We start from the raw sequence: 19,970 nt of genomic DNA, 5'->3' as shown, positions 1-19,970 counted from the left end.
AAGGGAGAGATTCTTATGCTTCAAAAAGGCGTCATCAAGCACCTCACATCGCTGTCGGCGGCAGTAATCTCCGCCGCGCTGCTCGCGCAGGGGGCGCAGGCGGCACCGCTCATCGTCAAATTCGCGGGGCAGAACCCGCCCGACCACCACGCGACGATCGCTATGAACGGCTTCGCCAAAGAGGTCGGAGAAAAGACGCAGGGACGCATCCAGGTCAAGGTCTATCCGGCAAATCAGCTCGGCGACTATTCGCTCGTTTACGAGGAGCTCATCCGCGGTACGATAGAAATGGCCGCCATCTCCTTCCCGAGCCAGTTCGACAACAGAATGGACCTCATATACGTACAGGGCTACACAAGCAGCTATAAGCAGGTCGCGAAGGTCTACGACCCGAACGGGTGGTTCTTCAAAAAGATGGACGAGTTCAACAAAGAGCTCGGCGTCAAGCTGCTCGGAATGTACCTTGAGGGCATGGTCGGAATGGGCACCACGAAAGAACTGAGGGAGCCGCTTAACCCGAAGATCGACAAGGGAGTCCTGCTCCGCATACCGAACATGGACGTCTTCAAGACGGCGCTCGAGGGCGCGCACTTCCGCACGATCTCCATCCCCTTCGCCGACGTTTATCAGTCGATCCAGACGGGCGTATGCGACGGCGACACCGGCTACTCTATCGTCGCGGCCTACACGGCGCTCGGCGACGTCCTCAAACACTGGTACAACTATAACAAGAACACTGAATGCCTCGGCATAATGATCAGCGGCAAGCTATGGGAGAAGCTCTCGGCCGCCGACAAAAAGATACTGCAGGCCGCGGCCGCCAAGATGGCGGCCAACTCCATCAAGACGGCCGAAGCGAACGACATGAAGTACTTAGACCTTATGCGCAAGAAGGGCATAAAGGTCCACATGTACACGCCTAAAGAACTCAAACCTATTATGGACGCCTTCGCTTCGACGTGGGGCAAGCTCGACGAAACGAAGGGCAAGGATCTGATGGCCGAGTTCAAGACGGAAATGAAGAAGATCACGGACAGCACGAAATAGCCCCTTCCTCAAGCCCGACGGGAGGAAAGCGGCGGAGACGGGAACAAGCCCGCCTCCGCCGCTTTTTGCTTATATTGTTTTTTACCGAAGAACGCTTTAGCGCGCGCATCCTTTCTTATGCAGATCGCGTATCCCGAGGGCGAGATAAAACGCCATGACCTGCTTGAAGTCCTCCATAGAGATGCCGAGGTACTCCTCGAGCTTCGCGAGGCGGTAAGAGAGCGTGTTCCTGTGAAGGTGAAGCCTCTCGGCGGCCCTCTGTTTGCTGAAGAACGATTCGCAGTAGGCCTTGAAGGTCTCTATCAGCATCTGCGCGTCGCTCTCACTTTCAGCGTCGGAGAGCTTCTTGTCGATATAGCGCAGCGCCACGTTCTGCTTAACCGACGACAGGATGCCCTCTAAGAGCAACCTGTTGAAGCTGTACGCACCGGGCGGCATCGAAAGCTTCTCCGCGATGCCGGCGACCTCCCACGCGTTTTTATAGGCGGCGGGCAGTTCGAAGAGATTGCGCGCCGGGAAGCCGACGCCGACGATCGTTTCAAGCGACGCGCTCTTAAGCTTGCTGTAAATTTTGTCTGCGGAGTCGCAGAGCGCCTCTATCTCTTCGTCTGGAGACTTTTTATCGTCGGTCTCCCTCGGGCATATCACGGCGAAGCGGTCGCGCGCGACGCTCGCGATTATCGCCTGCGGGTCCTGGAATATTTCGCGCAACAGGACTATCACGCGCCCGTGCATCGCCGAGTAATCTATTTCGGCCTCTATCGGGTCGCTGTAATTTTCGTAAGTGATCTTTACCGGATTGTTTTCAAGGCCGCCGAGCCCGCAGAAGTTGGAAAAGAAGACCGCTATCGCGCCTCGCGGCCTGTCGAGGTCGACGCCGATATGCGCGCCCTTCAGCGTAAGCGACGCGTGGTCGCCGCTCGCGGGGTCGAAGGACGCGATGTCGTGCACGAGCTCGTTTATCTTTTTCTGCGGCGAGCCGGCGCCCGGCGAATATATCTTCTCGCGCAACATGCTTTCGATCTGATTCTTGACGAGCATCGTGAACTGCAGCACGACCTCCGGCTCCCCGGCGATCGCAGCCGTGCCTATCACGCGACCGTTGTAAAAGAGCGGCACCGTCGAGCCCGGGTACCAGACTCCGAGCTTCTTCGCGCCTTCGGCGTCGTCGAAGCTCATTTTTTTATATTTTATGCACGGGATGGACGGCGGGTGGAATTCCCCGATCCTCTCCTTTGCTGGAGCGCCGATGATTATGCCGTTGATGTCGGTGATGATTATGCTTCGCCCCATCATGGAGCTCAGATACTCAGATATTTCCTGCGCGTACTTTGCGAGCAAATCCCTACCTCCCAGAATCGACGATTCCCCGTACCCCTGCGGCGGCTCACGCTTCCGGGCGGGCGGCACGTCGGCAAAAACCTCGGCTTTCGTGCCGTACATTGTCATATTATAACATTTTCACCGGCGGAACTCGTATATCTATAAATAAAACGCGAAAAAGGGGCGCATTATCAAAACGGCAAAGCGCGAGTACGCTCATTGACCTTCAAAAACAAAGCTGTACGCATTTGAAATATACCCCTTAAATTTTAACTCGATTATATGTGAATAAAATTAAAGCGGCGGAGTTGCGCGAAATGTATCCGCTCTGCTCCGCCGCCTGTTTCATACGGGCGCAATTCCCTCGCGCGCTTAAGGCGCGTCTGGCGGCGCTCACTTCCTCACGGGCACGCCCTTCAGCGATAGATATTCCTTAAGCTCCGGGATGGGTACCTCGTTGAAGTGGAAGAGCGAGGCCGCAAGCGCCGCGTCGGCCTTGCCCTTCGTCAGCGCGTCGTAGAAGTCTTCCGGCGCTCCGGCGCCGCCGGAGGCGATGACGGGGATTTTTACCGACGATGAAATGAGCTCTGTCAGTTCGAGGTCGTAGCCGGCCTTCGTACCGTCGCGGTCCATGCTCGTCAGAAGTATTTCGCCGGCTCCGAGCTCTTCGGCCTTCACGGCCCAGCCGAAGGCGTCGATGTGCTCCGGCACGCGGCCTCCCGAGGTAACTACCTCCCAGTAGCTGTCGCCGCGCTTTTTCGCGTCTATCGCGACGACGACGCACTGTCGGCCGAATTTTTCCGCCGCTTCACTTATCAGCGCCGGATTTTTCACCGCCGCCGTGTTCAGCGAGACCTTGTCGGCTCCGGCGCGCAGTATTTCGCGTATGTCCTCCGCGCTTCTTATGCCGCCGCCGACCGTGATCGGTATGAAGACCTTCTCGGCGACGCGGCGCACCAGATCGGAGACCGTCTTCCTTCCGTCGCTCGTCGCGGCGATGTCGAGAAAGACGATCTCGTCGGCCCCCGCCTTTTCGTAGGCCGCGGCACATTCGACGGGGTCGCCGGCGTCGCGCAGCTTTACGAAGTTGACGCCCTTCACGACGCGTCCCTCTTTAATATCCAGGCACGGTATTATTCTCTTGGCAAACATTTTATTTTCCTCCTGAAATTTTTATGAAATTTTTTAATATCGAAAGGCCGGCGCTTCCGCTCTTTTCCGGGTGGAACTGACAGCCGAAGACGTTCCCGCGCTCGACCGCGGCGTCGAAGCGGCTTCCGTAGAACGCTTCCGCCGCGGCGTCCGCCCGTTCGTCGCAGCGGACGAAGAAGGAATGGACGAAGTACATGCAGCTACCGGCGCGCACTCCGCTCAAAAGCGCCGATTCTTTAAGCGGCGTTATCGAGTTCCAGCCGGTGTGCGGGACTTTCAGCCCCGGGCCGTCCGGGAAACGCAGCGAACGCCCTGCGAGTATGCCGAGTCCGCGCGCCTCAGGCGCTTCCTCGCTCGCGCCGAAGAGCAGCTGCATTCCAAGGCAGATGCCGAGCAGCGGCACGCCGTCCGCCGCGGCGCCCTTTATCGCGCCGCAGAGGGCGCGCCGAGAGAGCTCCTTAACGGCGCTGCCGAACTCCCCTACGCCGGGAAGTATCAGCGCGTCCGCCCTTTCTATATCGCGGGCGGAGGCCGCCGTTTCGCACTCCGCGCCGAGCGCCGAAAGCGCGTTTTCGACGCTGCGGAGGTTTCCCGCGCCGTAATCTATCACGCCGATCATTTTTTCTTTTCCTTGTGGCGCGACGCGAGCTCGCTCAATACGTCGGAGAGGGAGACGCCGGAAGCTATGCAGGCGACGAGCAGATGATAGAGTAAGTCGGCCGCTTCGCGGCGGAAGCCGTCTTTGTCGCGCGTAGCGCAGGCCAGCGCCGTCTCGACGCCCTCTTCGCCGACCTTCTGCGCGACGCGCGAAAGGCCCGAGGAGAGCAGCCGCGCGGTATAGCTTTCGTCTGGGCTGTCGTTCTTCCTGACGCTCAGATAGCGGAAAAGCCTGCCGAGGAAGGTCGGCTCGCCGGCGCCCCCCTCGCCGAAGAGCGTCCTGTGGAAACAGCTGCGACGGCCGGTGTGGCACGCGGGGCCGGCCGGATCGACGAGCGCGAGCAGCGTGTCGCCGTCGCAGTCTATCCTCATCTCGCGCAGCCGCATTTTGTTGCCGCTCGTCTCGCCCTTGTGCCAGAGGCAAGAGCGCGAACGGCTCCAGAAGACGAGCTCGCCGCGCTCTTCCGTGAGCCTGAGCGCCGCGGCGTCAGCCCACGCCGTCATCAGCACCTCCGCCGTCAGAGCGTCCTGTACGACGACGGGGACGAGCCCTGCGTCGTCGAATTTTATTTTGGCAAGGTCAAGTTTCATCATTTATCTTTTTCCTCTTTCTAAGCGCTTTTTGCCGCGGCAAGAGCGGCTTTCAGCGTGATTCCGCCTTCGTAAAGGCTTTTTCCTATTACCGCCGCGTCGACGCCGGCGCGCGCGAGCGCCGCGATATCGCGTTCGTCCGTCACGCCGCCAGCCGCCGCGATATACCTGCCCTTAACAGTAAAGGGAAGGTAAAAATCGGCGTCCGTGCCGCCCATCGTTCCGTCGCGCTCGGTCTGCGTTATCAGGAACGACGAAAAGCCCGCGGAGGAAAGGCGCTCCACCGCCTCGCGCGCGCTCAGCGCGCTCTTTTTCAGCCAGCCGGCGTAAGCGGCTTTTCCTTCTTTTACATCCACGGCGGCCATTATTTTGCCGCCGAAGCGCGCAGCCAGCTCCGGCGCGCGCCTCATATCTTTAAATATGAGGCTGCCGGCCATCACGCGCGCCGCGCCGGAATTCAGCGCGCGCGCGACCGCGTCGGCGCTGCGCAGCCCGCCGCCGTATTGCACGAAGAGGCCGAGCGCGGCGATTTTTTCGAGCGCGTCCAGATGCTTCGGCTCTCCCGCTTTCGCCCCTTCGAGGTCGACTATATGAATCTGTAAACAGCCGGCGTCACGGAAGCCCTTCGCCGCCTCCACGGGGTCGACGGCGTATCCGCGCATCTTCGAATAGTCGCCCCGCAGGAGGCGCACTACCCTGCCCCCGTAGAGGTCTACAGCGGGAAAGACTATCACAGCCAGACGCCCTTCGTGCTCGGCGCGCTTTCAGAGGGCGCAAGCGCCTCTTTCAGCGCGAGCCCGACGCCTTTGAATACGGCCTCCGCCGCGTGATGCGAGTTGTCCGTCTCAAGCAGCGCGATGTGCAGCGTCAGCCCCGCTTCGCGCGCAAAGCCGGCGAAGAATTCTGGGACGAGCTCCGTGTCGAAGTCGCCGCACTTCTGCGACGGGAATTCGCCGCGCCACCAGAGGCCGCCGCGCCCGCTGAAGTCGAGCGCGATCCGCGCTAAGGAGCCGTCCATCGGCAGCAGCGCCGACGCGTAGCGGCGTATCGGGCGTTCCGCGGCGATTCTGCGCAGCGCCTGCCCCATCACCATCCCGACGTCCTCGGTCAGGTGGTGCGAGTCTACCTCTATGTCGCCGTGCGCCGTCAGCTCTACGCCTAAAGAGGCGCGATGGCAGAGCAGGTCGATCATATGCGCCAAAAAGCCGCAGTTTATATATATTTTCCTTCCGCTGAATTCATCGTTCAAAATCAGTTCTATGCTTGTCTCTTTTGTGCGCCTTACTATCCTTGCTTCCATTTTTTCGCCTCCACAGCCGAATTTACAGCGCCGACGACGCCGAATATCGAGTTCCAGCGCAGCTGGATCGACGAAACGCCCGCGACGAGGCGCAGCGACACCGGCAAGGTTTCTTTTATAACGGAAAGGCCGTTCGCTTCGAGCGTCTTTCCCGTCTGTACGACGTCGAATATGCAGTCCGCGAGGCCGAGCGCGGGAGCGAGCTCGACGGAGCCGTTCAGCTTCAGCAGCTTTATCTGGACTCCCCAGCCGGCGAAGGTCCTCTCGGCGAGGCGCGCGTATTTCGTCGCGACCTTCAGCCCCATCAGGCGCTGCGCGCCGCCGCGGAATTTCTCGGCGATCTCCGACGGCCCGGCGACGGCCATGCGGCAGCGGCCGAGCCCAGTGTCGAGCAGCTCGGCGAGCGCTATGCCCGCCTCCTCTATCACGTCGTTGCCCGCGAGGGCGAGGTCGGCCGCTCCATAATAGACCATCGCCGGGACGTCGGAGGGCTTAGACAGGATGTAACGGAACGCGCCTTCCTCTATAACGAGGCTGCGCCCCGCGTCTTTCAGCCCGGAGACGGGAAGCCCCGAACACTCGAGTATCTTCACGCATTCGCCGAACGAGCGCCCGGTGGGAAGCGCTAAGGTCAGCATGAGAGCGCCTCCTCTTCAAAATCTTTGAGCGACGCCGCGCGATCGCGCGCGAGCATAAGAGCGCTCTTAGCGCCGAGATCCGCCCACCAGCGGGAGCCGCGCCGCTTCGCGCCGGCGCGCGACGCCTCCGCGTCCCTCGTCCACGAGAGCTCGAACAAAACGTCCTTCTTGGAAAGCGCGTCCGCATAGCGCAGCGCGTCGGAAGACTTGCAGCCGCCGCACCAGAGAGTCACGAGGGGCGCGCGCTGCTGCGCGGCGCAGTGCGACGCGAGCTCCTTAAGGTTGAGCCCGAAGCCGACCGCCTGCCCCCCGATGCCCTCCGCCGCGAGCAGCCCGTCGTAGCGTCCGCCGCCGCCGAGCAGCGCGCCGTCCGCGGAATAGGCGTTATAGATCGGGCCGCTGTAGTAGCCGAGGTCGCGCACGAAGGAAAGGTCGACGCGCAGCCGCCTTTCGTAGCCGAGAGAGCAGAGCTCGCCGCAGAGCCGCCTGAGCGGCATCAGTATCCCGGGATCGTCCAGCAGGGCCATCGCCTCGCCTATCACGGCCGCATTTCCTTTGAGAAGGGGGATGCGCTTCAACAGCCGCAGCCTCTCGCCTGAGAGCGGCGCCGAGCCGAGCAGCGCGCTGTACCTCGTATAGGCCCTTTCGCTCAGCGCGTCGGCAAGTTCGGAAGAAAGAGCCTGCGGCAGCGGCGAGAAGAGGTACGACAAAAACGAGACGTCGCCGAGCACGACCGCGGAATTTTCGATGCCGAGCAGGTCGAGCGCGCGGAAAAGCAGCGCCGCGGCCTCCGCATCAGCGCCCTCGTCGTCGCAGCCTATCAGCTCCACTCCGACCTGGCTCTCCTCGAGGTTGCTCTTCGGCGGCGCCGGCACGGAATAGACTCTGTCCGCATAAGATAGGCGCAGAGGCCATTCGCTTTGAGTGTGGTGCCCCGCGAGATACGCTACGGCGGAAAGCGTAAGGTCGCCGCGAAGCACGCACGGCTCGCCGAGCGGCGACATCACCGGGATGAGCCTGCGGGCGCGCGCCGTCGAGAGCTTGCCCCAAACGTCCTCTATCAGCTGGAATTCCGCCGGGCTGAAGGGATGATATCCGTAAAGGGAAAATAAATGCATCAGCGCGCCTCTGCACTCTTCCATGTTCGCGGCGAGCGCCCCGCCGATATTGTCGCAGCCTTTCGGATTTCTTATCATACGCGTCATCCTTTCTTCAGCCATGCTATTATTTTACTTAGCTAAATAGATAGCTTGATATTTTTTTACGTGCGATATATAATATCATCTTAATGCGGTTTTTGCAAACGGCGCGGAGAAGTATTTATGACATTTTAAGGCGCGGCAAGCCGCGGAAAAGAGCCGCGAATGGAACGGGGAGATGAAGATGAAGGGAAATTTCAAAGCCGACGCTTTGATATTCGACGTCGACGGCGTACTGCTCGACGTGCGGGAATCGTTTCCCGAGGTGATAAAGCGGGCCGTCATGAAGGGCTGGGAAAAATATTGCGGAGGCGCGGCGGACTGCGGCGGATACGACGCCGACATGGAGCGCGTGCTGAAGCGTCACGGCGCCTTCAACGACGACTACGACATCGCCTGGACGCTCCTCTGCGTCGCCGCGGCGAGCGGAGAAAAGCTGCTCTCGCGCGCTCTGCCGCGCGCCTGGAAGCTAGCCGCCGAGATCGCGGATTATAAAGACCCCCTAGGCGAATGGGTGGCGATCAAATATGGAGAGGCCGCGCCGCGCCGCGAAATCCGAAAATTATGCTCGGAGCTTTACGGGACGAAGGGGAAGGGGCTGCACCTGCTCGAAACGCCGATGCTGAATAGGCATTGGCGCGAGCTTGGCGCGCCAGCTGCGATATACTCCGGCCGCGACACGCTCGAATGGGAGCTCGCGAAGGAGAGCCTCGGCTGGGAGGACTTCCCCGACGAGCTCGTGATCAAATCGGACAGCGGCATAACGAAGCCGTCGCCGCTGGGGCTTGAAATACTCTGCCGCCGCCTCGGCGCGTCGTCGCCCGTATTCTTCGGCGACACGGCGAGCGACATGCAGGCGGCGGAGGCCTTCGGAAGGGGGCGCTTCGCCGCAATAGGCACCATGCTGCCCGAAGCGGAATTCAGATACGACACGACAGAAGAGGCGGTGGCGGACGCTCTCTCCGACTCCTTCGATTAAAAACAAGGGAGGAAAATTTTTATGCCGGAAGATTTAAAAGAATATTTTGAAAAACTGACGCGCCCTTCCGTCAGGAATGTAGCGCCCTACGACGCCGCGCCGATCTCGGAGCCGAAGATAATACTCTCGGCGAACGAAAACAACGCCGGAGTGCCTAAAGGCGCGCTCGAAGCGATGCGCGCCGCTCTCGAAAAGGGCAACCGCTACCCCGACAGCAGGAACACGGCGCTGCGCAAAAAGCTCGCCGCGCGCTTCGGACTCGCGCCGGAGCAGATCATCACGTCGAACGGCCTTGACGGCATGTTTACGATGCTCTCGCGCGCATTCCTCGATAAAGGCGACGAAGTAGTCTGCGGCGAATGTACCTTCGGCGTTTACGCTTCGAACGCCGCGATAGCCGGCGCGAAGGTCGTAAAGGTCCCGCTCTCCGCCGCGTTTGAGCAGGAACCGGCGAAATTCGCCGAAGCGGTAACGCCGGCGACGAAAATGCTCTTCTTCTGCAACCCGAACAACCCTACCGGCACGCTCGCCGAAACGGCCGGCATCCGCGCGATGCTTGGAAAAATCCCGAGGCACGTCATCGTGATACTCGACCAGGCCTATGCGGAATTCAGCGGCGCCGACGACGCCGAGCCCTTCTCTCTGCTCAAAGATTTTCCAAATCTGATGATATGCCGCACCTTCTCAAAAATATTCGCCCTTGCGGGGCTGCGCGTCGGCTGGGGAGCGGCGCATCCGATGCTGATAGACTGCCTCTATCGCGTGCGCGAGCCCTACTGCGTAACGGCGGCGGCCGAAGCCGGCGCGTCGGCGGCTCTCGACGAAGAAGCCTTCCTGAGCGAAACGCGGACGAGGACGGCGGAAGAGCGCGAAAAGCTAAGCGCCGTCCTTAAAGAGCGCGGCATACGCTTCGTGCCGTCGCGCGCTAACTTCATCCTAATGTTCCCGGGAGAAAAGGGAGACGCGCTCAGAACGGCGCTCGAAGAAAAAGGGATAGCCGCGCGCTTCATGACGTGCCGAGGCATGCCTGCAGTGCGCCTTTCGATAGGACTTCCCGAAGAAAATAAAGAGGTGGAAAAAATCCTGCGCTCGCTCTGAGCCCGAGGCGTAGCCGGACGGAGGCGAGGGAATCGAAGCAAAAAACTCATTATATGTTTTTAATACAAATCACGGTCGATCTCTCAAAAAATATAAATGAAACAAAGTGGCAAAAATAAATTCAACTGACCAAAAAATAGACAGAGAAGCCCTCGGTATACGATAATCAGTAAGTTGGTACAAAGTTGCAACAACAAAATAATTAGGGGGGCTTCAAATTGAAACGGACGGCAGCAAGGTATGTGGGTATTTTGTGCGCGGCACTGCTCCTGTTCGGCGGCGCGGCCGCTGAAGCTGGTAATTTCAGCGACCTTCAGGGAGTGATCGACGCGGCGGGCAACGGCGCGACGGTCGCGCTCGCCGACGACTACAGCTACGACCCGGCGGCCGACGGCGCAGCCGGCGTAGAGGGCATAGTCATCAGCAAACCGATCACGATCGAAGGCGCCGGGCACACGGTATCGGGCGCGGGAGAGGTCCGCTGCTTCTACATAAGCGGCGTCACCGCCGACGGCGCGAAGGTCACGCTAAAAGACCTCACGATAACCGAAGGCGGCGGTGCGCAGACGGCTTCCGGCGGCGGCGCGTTCATCGGCGAGGGCAGCCGGGTCGCGTTCGAGGGCTGTAAAATCGTCAAGAACGGAACAGTGGCCGGCGTGCACACGGAGCAGGGAGGCGCCGCTCTTTTTATAGAGCCGAAGGCGACCGTCACGTTCGACAACTGCACGATCGCCGAGAACGTAGGCAAGGACCGCTCCGGCGGCCTTTACCTCAAAGGCAGCGCGATCCTTACGAGCTGCGACATCCGCGACAACAGAAGCGGCTCGCGCGGCGGCGGCATCTACGTCGACCCGGGCAAAGGCGCCAAGCGCGGCGGCGACTGGGGCGGCAATGTGAAGATGTACAACTGCACCGTCAGCGGACATAAGGGCGGACGCGGCGGCGGCGCCTACATCAACTCGGAAAACGGCAAAGAGAATTACTTCGAGAACTGCGTATTCAAAGACAACGACGTCACCGCCAACAGCCTCGGCTACGGCGGCGGCATCCTCTTCTATAGTTCGGCGGCGAAGATGGTCGGCTGCCGGGTCGTCAACAACAGGGGCAACCGCGGCGGTGGCATGATCTTAGACGTCGCGAGCACCGTGACCCTCGAGAACTGCACGATCAGCGGCAACGAAGCGACGGCCGACGGCGCGGGGCTCTACGCGTTCGACGGCTCGCACGCCGACAACGTGATGAAAACCGTCGGCGAAGCGACGTTCAAAAACTGCGAGATCATAAACAACTATGTCGTAAGCGGCGACAAAAAGACGGCGCAGGACATCAGCATCAACTACACCGACGAAGAGACGGCCGAGGCAAGACGGCAGGTAAACAAAGAAAAGTATCCGCCCGAGGGTATGATCACGGCGGAGAGCGATCCGAGCGAATTCCCCTTTTGGACGGGCGAACTCTGGAAGGCGCGCTACGACGGCAAGTTCGCCAGCAACGGCGGCAACCACGTCGGCACTATAGACCGCAACGAGAACATCACGACTCATTACTCAGACCGCATCGACTCCGAGCCGCGCGACGGCTCATCCGGCGGCTGCAACGCCGGAGCGTTCGGAGCCGCGACGCTCGCCCTCTGCGGCGCGGCGCTCATCCGCAGGAGGAAGTAAGATTCGACAACCAGATCCAACAGCAAGCAGGCCCGGCAAAGGGCCTGTTTTTTTGCGCACGCGGACTTTCAATGGAGTATAACTGGCTTGCAGGCAGAATATCGAAGCCTGCGATGATTAATCTAATCGTCCGGCGCTTTTTCCATCCACCACTTCATACAGCCTTAACGCTAAAGAAGTCTTCCGCGATTTTATCCAGCTGCGAGGATATAAATTTGAAGTCGGCATTCAGATCAAGCGTTTTCGCGCCTATCCAATTGCCCCCCATATTAAACATGCAATCCGGAGCGATAGTTTCTTCTGTTTTGGCATAAAGCAATATCCCGGCAACATTTCCGCTGTTCTCTTTATCCTGATTCTTCACATAAGTGAAAATCTGATACAAGTTTCCCGAAGGCAGCGTATACTTATCAAAACGCCGCTGCAGCGTCCGTCCATAGTACTTGGCGTCAATAATCAGTATCTTTTCATTCAACCGGAGCATGATATCCGTCTGCATAACCGGAAGGAAGCGAAGCATAGCCTCGCTATCCTCTCCGGCAAGGTGCCACTTCACTTGAGCCGCCTTGACCTCTGTTAGATAAGTATGGCGCTGACGGTAGTATTCCAGAATAAACTTTTCATACAGACGCTCCATATGTTCATCCGAGAAAACCGCCATCTTGTAGCCGCCTTTTTCCGTGGTCTGCAACATCCCGTCTAAAACGAAATAGCATATGTTCATCAGCATTTCATAGTTAGCATTGTTTCGCTGATAATGCAGGCGGCTCCACTGTATTTCTGGCGGCGCCAATAGATCGATCCCGTCGAAAAATACCAAAATCTTTTTTAACGCTGCCTTACGATCAACTTCCACTCCATCATCCCGCACCAGATAATGCATAGTCGTTTTCAGAATCTGATTGGGAAGATTGTTTTCCAAAAGCTCATCAAATTCACAGGCCAGTTTCTGCTCACGCCGGACTCGGCTGCACATCGTTTCCGGCATATCCAGTTTTCCCCGCATCACGGGAAGAGTCTCATTCCTCGTTATATATTCACGGTGTAGCCCCTGTTTCAACTGCCGCGCGATACCCTTAGAAAGAATCGCCGCAAAGAGGTCTTGGCCCATTTCAAACGCCTCCGAGGACACCTCTTCATAGTCTAATTGCTTCAACGACTGAAAAGCGTAAGAAAGCATTAATATATGTTTTTTATGAATATGCCCTTATCTTTAGTCATCAAACAGGCCGCGCAAATTCTTTTCCCAACGCTGCAGCTTTGCAGGTGCATCAAACCAGTACTCGCCAAGCATAGGCAATATGTCAAATTCCACTACGGAACGCATCCACTCGTTAGAACAGCCCTCATTTTCTCTGCCGCAGAAATAGCTGTGACCGATCTGGAAGCCGCGGCCAAGGGACTTGTCATCTGTGATTTCTTTGTTGAGCAGCTTGATCTGGTCGATCAGAGCGTTAAAGGTCTCGTTGGCAAGGGAGCTCTGATAATTTGTAAATCCCTCCGAATTAAAGCCCGGCTCAATCTCAAAGAAGCTGAATCTCCTACGAAGTGCATAATCTATCATCGCCAAACTCCGGTCCGCTGTATTCATCATGCCGATAATGTACAGATTGCCCGGAACAGAGAACGGCATCCCGCTATATGCCAGCGTCGTCTTCGTTCCACGATAATCCCTCTCAATCAGCATCAGGAGCTCGCCGAAAATTTTACTCATGTTTCCCCGGTTTATCTCATCTATGATAAAGAAGTACTCCTTCTCCGGGTGGTTTGCCGCCGTTTGGCAAAAGCGATAGAAAATACCTTCCGTCAGTTTGAAGCCAGCGCCATCAGGACGATAGCCTATGATAAAGTCTTCATAAGAGTAATTCTGATGGAACTGCACCATTTCGATTCTGGAATCATCCGCTTCGCCCATCAGGGCATAGGCTAATTTCTTCGCAGTGAACGTCTTTCCCACACCTGGCGCGCCCTGCAGGATGACGTTCATCTTGCTGCGAAGCAATGCCTCAAGCACGTCGTATCGCTCCTCGGTCATATAAACCTTATTCAAAAAATCGGCCTTTGTGTATTTTTGAACAACGCCATCCGACTGCCTAAGAGGATTTTCTTCTCTGATGATATCTATGATAAAACCATATTCACCCTTTGTCAGCTTGAAGAGGCTGCCGTTCGGCTGGACGAAAAACTCCATTTTATCAAGCTCGGGGCATTCCCGAAGCGCCGCATACTCTATAGGCGTCGGCAGCCCCTCGGTCTTCTCAAAGTAAATGGCCTTCCCATCGTTTTCTTGCGTGATACGGGCGATAGCGACGACCTTCTTCACCGGATTGGCCTCGTACCCGATAACGATATCGCCTGCCTTTGCATCAAGGAAGTTTTGGAAGACGCGTCTCTTGTTCCCGTTTTCATTGTAGAGGGTATAGCTCTGTTCCTCGCCGACCTTAATATCGGCAAAGCTCCAGATCTTCGGATTAGCGGTCAACCACCAATATCCGTGGGTTTTCTCCTTTGTATCCGCATACAGCGCCACACCACTAAGGTCGACCTTATCCAAAGCCTCGCTAAGCTCGCTGCGCAGCCTCCATATATAGGTACCTTCAACGCTTCTATCAGCGTTCTTGCCAGTGTAAAGAATAGGCCACCACTTAGCGTTTTCTGTATCCATAGGCATAACGGGGCACGCAGTCTTCTCTGCGATGCGGCGTGCAAGAGCAGAAGAAACCCCATTATAAAAGTTCGGACTCTCGCCATATTTAATCGACAGCTGCTTGCAAGTGGCCTGGCCGCCGTAATCTTTCATACGGGCTACGATCTGAAGGGCGCTGTACGTAAAGACGGAGGCGTCTTTAAGCAAGCCGACCCAATCATCGACGCTCAGATTTGGAGAGTAGTCCTTCGGAAACCATTCTTTTCCCTCTTCCTCGGACTTTCTTTCCTCCGGATAAAAGCGGGCCAAATAGAATCCCACATCGATGGTAGCCGTTTTCATTTCCGGATCAGGATAGCACGCCGGCGTTAAAGCGCTCCTAATCATACCCCGAATGGCATTATCAGCCTTAACAACGGCACATATTTCGTCATACATCCGATAGCCGCCGATCAAACTATCTACAGAACCATTTCTTTTCGGCATATAATTAGCGGACAGCTCGGATGCGGCGGCCCTGAAAAGCTCATACTTATAAATGTAATATTTGTCCGGATAGCGCAGCCATAAATAGGTGCTGATCGCATTCGTGTTTTGATAATGGTTACGCCACGTTCCGTCGTCGTACTTCGCTCTAAGTTCTTCCGCGGCGGCTTGGAACGCGTCAACCCTTACAGCCAAATCAACGGTCTCATCAAACAGAGCCAGGAACATTGCACGAACCGCTCCACCGTCGGCCTTGGCAAAATTTGTGATCATTCCCCTGGGATAGGTATAGCCTGATGAAAGCAGATTGTAGGTCTTATCCGTAGCTTGCTTGAACATCTCGCCAAAGTTCTCGGCATCGATATCCCAGCGCTCCTGAAAATGCTTGACGGCCTCCCACTTATATTTTTCATCATCCCAATGGCTCGGAAAGTATGCTTTATACCCGGTGAGTATTGTTTTTAATTTCTCTAAATCAATCATGCGATCCTCCTTCAAATCTTTTTTCAAAGCCGGATTATCGACCATTCAGCATACCGTAGCGATTACCTTCGTCAGTGAGCCGTCGAAATTATTCTTCGAACAGCGGCGTCGAGAAGTAGCGTTCGGCGGTATCTGGCAGCACGGTAACGACCGTCTTTCCCGCTCCAAGCTTCTTTGCAAGCTTCACGGCCGCGACGACGTTTGTGCCGCTGGAGATGCCGCACATCAAACCCTCCTCCCGGGCCAGCCTCTTCGCCATCTCAAGCGCCTCGTCATCTGTGGTGATGCAGATGTCGTCATAAATCCGCCGATCCAGGATTTCAGGGATGATGCCGTCTCCGATTCCCATCTGGATATGGGTGCCGATCAGCCCTCCCGATAAAATCGCCGCTTTTTCCGGTTCCACCGCCCAAATCGTCATGTCGGGATTTTTTTCCTTCAAAGTCTTGCCGATGCCGGTGATCGTACCGCCGGTCCCGATTCCGGAACAAAAGCCGTGAATCGGCCCGTCCACCTGCGCAAGTATCTCCAACGCCGTGTGATTGACGTGCGCCATCGTATTATTGGGGTTGGAAAATTGTTGGGGAACGTAAACCAGCGGATTTTCTTTCGCCATTCTCAGCGCGGTCTGAAGGCATTCGTCGATACAAGAGCCGATATCGCCTGAATCGTGCACCAGTTTTACCTTGGCGCCGTAGTGGCGGACCAATTTTCTGCGCTCTTCGCTTACAGAATCCGGCATGATTATGATGGTTTTATAGCCTTTGACAGCGCCTACCAGAGCAAGCCCGATGCCCTGATTTCCGCTGGTGGGTTCAACAATGATGGAGTCTTTGCTCAGCAGGCCCTCTTTCTCGGCTTGACAGATCATATTGTAGGCGGTCCTCGTCTTAATGGAGCCGCCTACGTTTAAAGCCTCGAATTTCACCAAAATCACAGCGCTGTCCTCATCAGCGATGTGATTCAGCCGAATCATCGGAGTATTCCCAATGGCCTGCAATATAGTATCATAAATCATTTTTTATCTTTGGTCGCAGACGGCATAGTATATTTTAAATCGCCGCAAAACAATAAGCTTTTTTGGCTCTTTATTCAGAAATACCGTCTGCGTTCTCCTTCCTGAGATTTATTTTTTCATTCGGCGCCCTCTCGTACGCTAAGAAAACGCTGATTGCTTCCTTTATCAAAATACGCTCCTTCGGCGCTCCCCCTTTAATCAAGGAGGGCTCGCTCGCCGACGTTCAGTCTGGCGTTCCGCCGAGCACTTTGAGTAAAGCGTTTAACTCGTCTATTCCGGCGTGCTGACGGCTACTATCGCACCGTCGTCGTACGCTTCTTCAAACGCGCCGCCGCGGATACGAGCGTTAAAAGAAAGAATGCCGTCCGCTTACATTTCATGAAGTATCTCTCCCCCTATAGTTTGTATTGCTTCACATACCGTAAAACTATAATATAGCCTCATGTATTTTTCAATATTTTATAAGGGCTTTCGATTGCAAAAAATTAAATAGCTAACGCCCGAAAACAACAAAACGGCAGGATTTAGAGAGGCTCCCTATCCTGCCGTTCTTTAAATATCAGCTTCGCGCTACAGGCTGTAAATTTCCTCCTGCGCTATCATCCCTATCCCGTTTTCCTCAAGAAGTTCGGCCGTCTTCTGGAGGCAGTCGTCGGCGACGCGGAAGACCATGTACGCGCCCTGATTTTTGCGCGTGGTGAACGCATAGCTGTACTCAAGGTTTATGCCGGCGTTTTTCAATGTTTCGAGAATGTGGTAGAGAGCGCCCGGCTCGTCGGATACCGCTACCGCGAGCACCGGAGTCACCGCCGAGATGAAACCGGCTTCGGCAAGCACGCGCTGCGCCTTATCTGGGTCGCTGACTATCGTGCGAAGGACGCCGAAGTCGGCCGCCTCCGCGAGAGAAAGGGCCCGCATATCGATTCCGTGGCCGCGCAGAAGCTCTACGAACTCCGCCAGCGTCCCCGGCCTGTTTTCCATAAAGACGGAAATTTGTTTGACTGCCATTGTCTTTTCCCCCTTCATAGTGTTCTCCTCCTTGTATTATAATCCATAGCTTAATATAATTTGCGTTTGTCTATGACGCGTTTTGCCTTGCCCTCGCTGCGCTCGATGCTTTTCGGCGAGACGAGGTGCACCCTCGCGTATATGCCTAAGAATCCCTTCAACGCGCCCACGAGCGCCCTTTCGCGCGCCGATATCTCGCTGAGCGTGTCGCTGAACATCTCCTGATTCATTTCGACGTTGATATCGAGCGTGTCGGCGTTGTTGACGCGGTCGACCACAAGCTGGTAGTTCGGCGAGTAGCCGTTGTTTATAAGCACCGTTTCGATCTGCGACGGGAAGACGTTGACGCCCTTGATGATGAGCATGTCGTCGCTGCGCCCCATCGGCTTCGCCATGCGTACGTGGGTGCGCCCACAGGAACATTTTTCATGCGAAAGCACGCAGATGTCGCGCGTGCGATAGCGAATCATCGGGAAAGCCTCTTTGTTGAGCGACGTGAAGACCAGCTCCCCCTTCTCGCCGTCCGGCATCGTTTCGCCAGTATTGGGGTCGATGATCTCCGCGATGAATTGATCTTCGCAGATATGCATGCCGCGTTGCTCTTCGCACTCGTAGCCGACTCCGGGGCCTTCGAGCTCGGTCAGGCCGTATATGTCGTAGGCCTTGATGCCGAGTTTCTCTTCGATGTCGCGGCGCATCTCCTCGCTCCAGGCCTCCGCCCCGAAGATGCCGGCCTTAAGCTTGATCGTCCCCTTGAGCCCTTTTTCAGAGACCGTCTCGCCGAGGTACGCGGCGTACGACGGGGTACAGCAGAGAATCGTCGTTCCCAAGTCCTGCATGAACTGAATCTGACGTTCGGTCGAGCCGGAGGACATGGGCAGCGTCAGCGAGCCGAGCTTGTGCGAACCGCCGTTGAGCCCCGCGCCGCCGGTGAAGAGCCCGTAGCCGTAGGATACCTGTACGACGTCATCCCTCGTCCCCCCCGCCGCGACGATGGCGCGCGCGCAGCACTCCTCCCATGCGTCTATGTCGTGCTGTGTGTAGAAGGCGATGACGCGCCTGCCGGTTGTGCCGCTCGTCGACTGGATGCGCACGCACTCGGAGAGCGGACGGCAGAGCAGCCCGTAAGGATAAGCCTCGCGCAGATCCTCCTTCGATACGAAGGGCAGCTTGTGGATATCCTCGACACCTTTGACGTCGGAGGGCTTCACGCCGCGCTCCTCCATCTTCCCGCGGTAGTACTCGGAGTTTTCGTAGGCATTCCTGACGCTTCTGACGAGGCCTTCGCTCTGCCACTTCGATATCTCTTCGCGCGGAGCACATTCAATATCTTCTTGGTAATACTTCTTTCCCATTCGTACCATTTCCTTTCCGGAATTTATTTTCCTAATAAAAAGCCGCAGGCGCAAAAAAAGCAGGGCTCGCTTAAACTGCGGACCCTGCTTCAGCGGCATATACGCGGCGCGTGGATTCTAACGTTTACGAATCATGCATTCTCCGCGCAGATCCCCTGAAGAGGACCCGCGCCGGTAAAGGAGAACGATCTGGCGTAAATATCGCGTGATGAAAGCGTATCGGCTGTCGCCATAACGTATGCCTCCTTTAAATCAAATGCGCCATGCGCTTAATACAGGGAATTTTAGTGCGCCTCTTCGAAAATGTCAACCCCAAAAATTTTTGTCTGTTGTTGTTCTGAGATAATGTCAGCCTCTAATCGTTCTGAGATAATGTCACTATGAGGCAGATCATGATGAGTATGACAAACGATGAAGCGAGAAGGGTAAGGATTATAGGAGCCGCGTCATCAGGCTTAGTGACTAATGGGGAGGCATCTGAACAGCTTGGTATTTCTATAAGACAAATCATAAGGCTAAAAGCCAGCTTTGCCAGAAACGGCGCAAGGGGGATGGTGCATGGAAACGCGGGACGGAAGCCGAGGCACGCTCTTTCAGATGAGGTTAAAACGAGGATTGTCGAGCTGTTTGAGGGGAAGTATTTTGACTATAATTTCTCTCATTTCACTGAACGCCTGAACGAAGCGGAGGGAATGTCTGTGAGCCGTTCTTCGGTGTTCCGTGTGCTTAAAGGAGCTGGTATAAAGAGCAAGAAGGCAGTGAAGCATAAAGCAAAACAGCACCGGCCGTGTCCAAGGAAGACGACCGCCGGTATTATGTGGCAGACCGATGCAAGCAGACACAAGTGGTTTGGTGAAGAACACGGATATGCAACTTTGCACGCATATATAGACGATGCGACAGGGGTCGTTACAGGGGCGTTCTTTACTGAAACTGAATGTATGCGCGGCTATGCCGCGGCGCTGGAACAAGGGATGCTTGCATATGGATTGCCTCTGTCCATATACAGCGACCGCCATACTATATTCCGTTCGCCCAAGGAGTTGACCGACGATGAGATTTTGAGCGGAACGGAGCTGCCGCTGTCAAACTTTGGCAAGGCGCTGTATGAGCTTGGTATAAAGCAGATAACGGCGCACAGCCCTCAGGCCAAGGGACGTATAGAAAGGCTCTGGAATACATTTCAGGACAGGCTCATCGCCGAATTGAGGTTTTCATCCATCACAAACATCGCTGACGCTAATAAGATGATAGCGGAAGGTTTTATCAGCGACTATAACCGCAGGTTTGCAGTGCTGCCGCATGAGGACGGTAGCGCYTGCATG

At 56.4% G+C, this 19,970-nt stretch carries 18 protein-coding genes; 5 read left to right on the top strand and 13 right to left on the bottom strand.

Annotated features, from left to right (window positions below; translation table 11 throughout):
* Positions 1-15: 15 nt before the first annotated feature.
* On the top strand, positions 16-1,047 hold the full coding sequence (dctP, locus tag EH55_RS06180) for a TRAP transporter substrate-binding protein DctP (protein ID WP_037975804.1): 1,032 nt from the start codon (positions 16-18) through the stop codon (positions 1,045-1,047).
* Positions 1,048-1,143: 96 nt separating this feature from the next.
* On the opposite strand, the gene EH55_RS06175 is transcribed toward dctP, so the two are convergent.
* The 8 genes from EH55_RS06175 to EH55_RS06140 form a co-directional block, all read right to left on the bottom strand.
* The gene (locus EH55_RS06175; RefSeq protein WP_081839466.1) at positions 1,144-2,496 is read right to left on the bottom strand and encodes a sugar diacid recognition domain-containing protein; all 1,353 of its coding nucleotides are present in this window, start codon (positions 2,494-2,496) and stop codon (positions 1,144-1,146) included.
* Positions 2,497-2,763: 267 nt separating this feature from the next.
* Positions 2,764-3,522, bottom strand: coding sequence for an imidazole glycerol phosphate synthase subunit HisF (gene hisF, locus EH55_RS06170; RefSeq protein ID WP_037975800.1), 759 nt, complete (start codon positions 3,520-3,522; stop codon positions 2,764-2,766).
* A gap of 1 nt (position 3,523) precedes the next feature.
* A complete protein-coding gene (hisH, locus tag EH55_RS06165; protein ID WP_037975798.1) occupies positions 3,524-4,141 on the bottom strand; it encodes an imidazole glycerol phosphate synthase subunit HisH in 618 nt (205 codons plus the stop codon).
* Positions 4,138-4,773 (bottom strand): bifunctional phosphoribosyl-AMP cyclohydrolase/phosphoribosyl-ATP diphosphatase HisIE, encoded by a 636-nt coding sequence (hisIE, locus tag EH55_RS06160; RefSeq protein WP_081839465.1) that lies wholly within the window; start codon positions 4,771-4,773, stop codon positions 4,138-4,140. Before hisIE ends, hisH begins: the two co-directional genes overlap by 4 nt.
* Before the next feature lie 17 nt (positions 4,774-4,790).
* Complete coding sequence (locus tag EH55_RS06155; RefSeq protein ID WP_051682699.1) at positions 4,791-5,504, bottom strand: 1-(5-phosphoribosyl)-5-[(5-phosphoribosylamino)methylideneamino]imidazole-4-carboxamide isomerase; 714 nt, start codon at positions 5,502-5,504, stop codon at positions 4,791-4,793.
* Complete coding sequence (locus EH55_RS06150) at positions 5,501-6,070, bottom strand: imidazoleglycerol-phosphate dehydratase (RefSeq protein ID WP_037975794.1); 570 nt, start codon at positions 6,068-6,070, stop codon at positions 5,501-5,503. The genes EH55_RS06155 and EH55_RS06150 overlap by 4 nt, the downstream gene beginning before the upstream one ends.
* Positions 6,055-6,708 (bottom strand): ATP phosphoribosyltransferase, encoded by a 654-nt coding sequence (gene hisG, locus EH55_RS06145; RefSeq protein ID WP_037975792.1) that lies wholly within the window; start codon positions 6,706-6,708, stop codon positions 6,055-6,057. The genes EH55_RS06150 and hisG overlap by 16 nt, the downstream gene beginning before the upstream one ends.
* A complete protein-coding gene (locus EH55_RS06140; RefSeq protein ID WP_051682698.1) occupies positions 6,702-7,904 on the bottom strand; it encodes an ATP phosphoribosyltransferase regulatory subunit in 1,203 nt (400 codons plus the stop codon). Before EH55_RS06140 ends, hisG begins: the two co-directional genes overlap by 7 nt.
* A 187-nt stretch (positions 7,905-8,091) precedes the next feature.
* Here EH55_RS06140 and EH55_RS06135 point away from each other — a divergent pair, with 187 nt between their 5' ends.
* From EH55_RS06135 to EH55_RS06125, 3 genes are all read left to right on the top strand, one after another.
* Positions 8,092-8,886, top strand: coding sequence for an HAD family hydrolase (locus tag EH55_RS06135; RefSeq protein ID WP_037975791.1), 795 nt, complete (start codon positions 8,092-8,094; stop codon positions 8,884-8,886).
* Positions 8,887-8,907: 21 nt separating this feature from the next.
* The gene (gene hisC, locus EH55_RS06130; RefSeq protein ID WP_037975790.1) at positions 8,908-9,984 is read left to right on the top strand and encodes a histidinol-phosphate transaminase; all 1,077 of its coding nucleotides are present in this window, start codon (positions 8,908-8,910) and stop codon (positions 9,982-9,984) included.
* A 218-nt stretch (positions 9,985-10,202) separates the two neighbouring features.
* Positions 10,203-11,648: a right-handed parallel beta-helix repeat-containing protein gene (locus tag EH55_RS06125; RefSeq protein ID WP_081839462.1), complete on the top strand. Its 1,446-nt coding sequence runs from the start codon at positions 10,203-10,205 to the stop codon at positions 11,646-11,648.
* A 154-nt stretch (positions 11,649-11,802) separates the two neighbouring features.
* On the opposite strand, the gene mcrC is transcribed toward EH55_RS06125, so the two are convergent.
* The 5 genes from mcrC to EH55_RS06100 all read right to left on the bottom strand — a co-directional run bounded on the left by mcrC (position 11,803) and on the right by EH55_RS06100 (position 18,645).
* On the bottom strand, positions 11,803-12,828 hold the full coding sequence (gene mcrC / locus EH55_RS06120; protein WP_051682697.1) for a 5-methylcytosine-specific restriction endonuclease system specificity protein McrC: 1,026 nt from the start codon (positions 12,826-12,828) through the stop codon (positions 11,803-11,805).
* A gap of 33 nt (positions 12,829-12,861) precedes the next feature.
* Entirely contained in the window at positions 12,862-15,309 is a 2,448-nt protein-coding gene (locus tag EH55_RS14720; RefSeq protein ID WP_236617088.1) for an AAA family ATPase, read from the bottom strand.
* A gap of 43 nt (positions 15,310-15,352) precedes the next feature.
* The gene (cysK, locus tag EH55_RS06110; RefSeq protein WP_037975784.1) at positions 15,353-16,282 is read right to left on the bottom strand and encodes a cysteine synthase A; all 930 of its coding nucleotides are present in this window, start codon (positions 16,280-16,282) and stop codon (positions 15,353-15,355) included.
* Between the two features lie 570 nt (positions 16,283-16,852).
* Complete coding sequence (locus EH55_RS06105) at positions 16,853-17,290, bottom strand: ACT domain-containing protein (protein ID WP_037975824.1); 438 nt, start codon at positions 17,288-17,290, stop codon at positions 16,853-16,855.
* Positions 17,291-17,340: 50 nt separating this feature from the next.
* On the bottom strand, positions 17,341-18,645 hold the full coding sequence (locus tag EH55_RS06100; RefSeq protein ID WP_037975822.1) for a phenylacetate--CoA ligase family protein: 1,305 nt from the start codon (positions 18,643-18,645) through the stop codon (positions 17,341-17,343).
* Positions 18,646-19,037: 392 nt separating this feature from the next.
* Here EH55_RS06100 and EH55_RS06095 point away from each other — a divergent pair.
* A partial coding sequence (locus tag EH55_RS06095) for an ISNCY family transposase (RefSeq protein WP_051682696.1) occupies positions 19,038-19,970 on the top strand: 933 nt, incomplete at its 3' end.

The organism is Synergistes jonesii, assembly GCF_000712295.1.
Taxonomy (GTDB): Bacteria; Synergistota; Synergistia; order Synergistales; family Synergistaceae; genus Synergistes; species Synergistes jonesii.
This window is presented reverse-complemented; position numbering and strand designations above follow the sequence as displayed.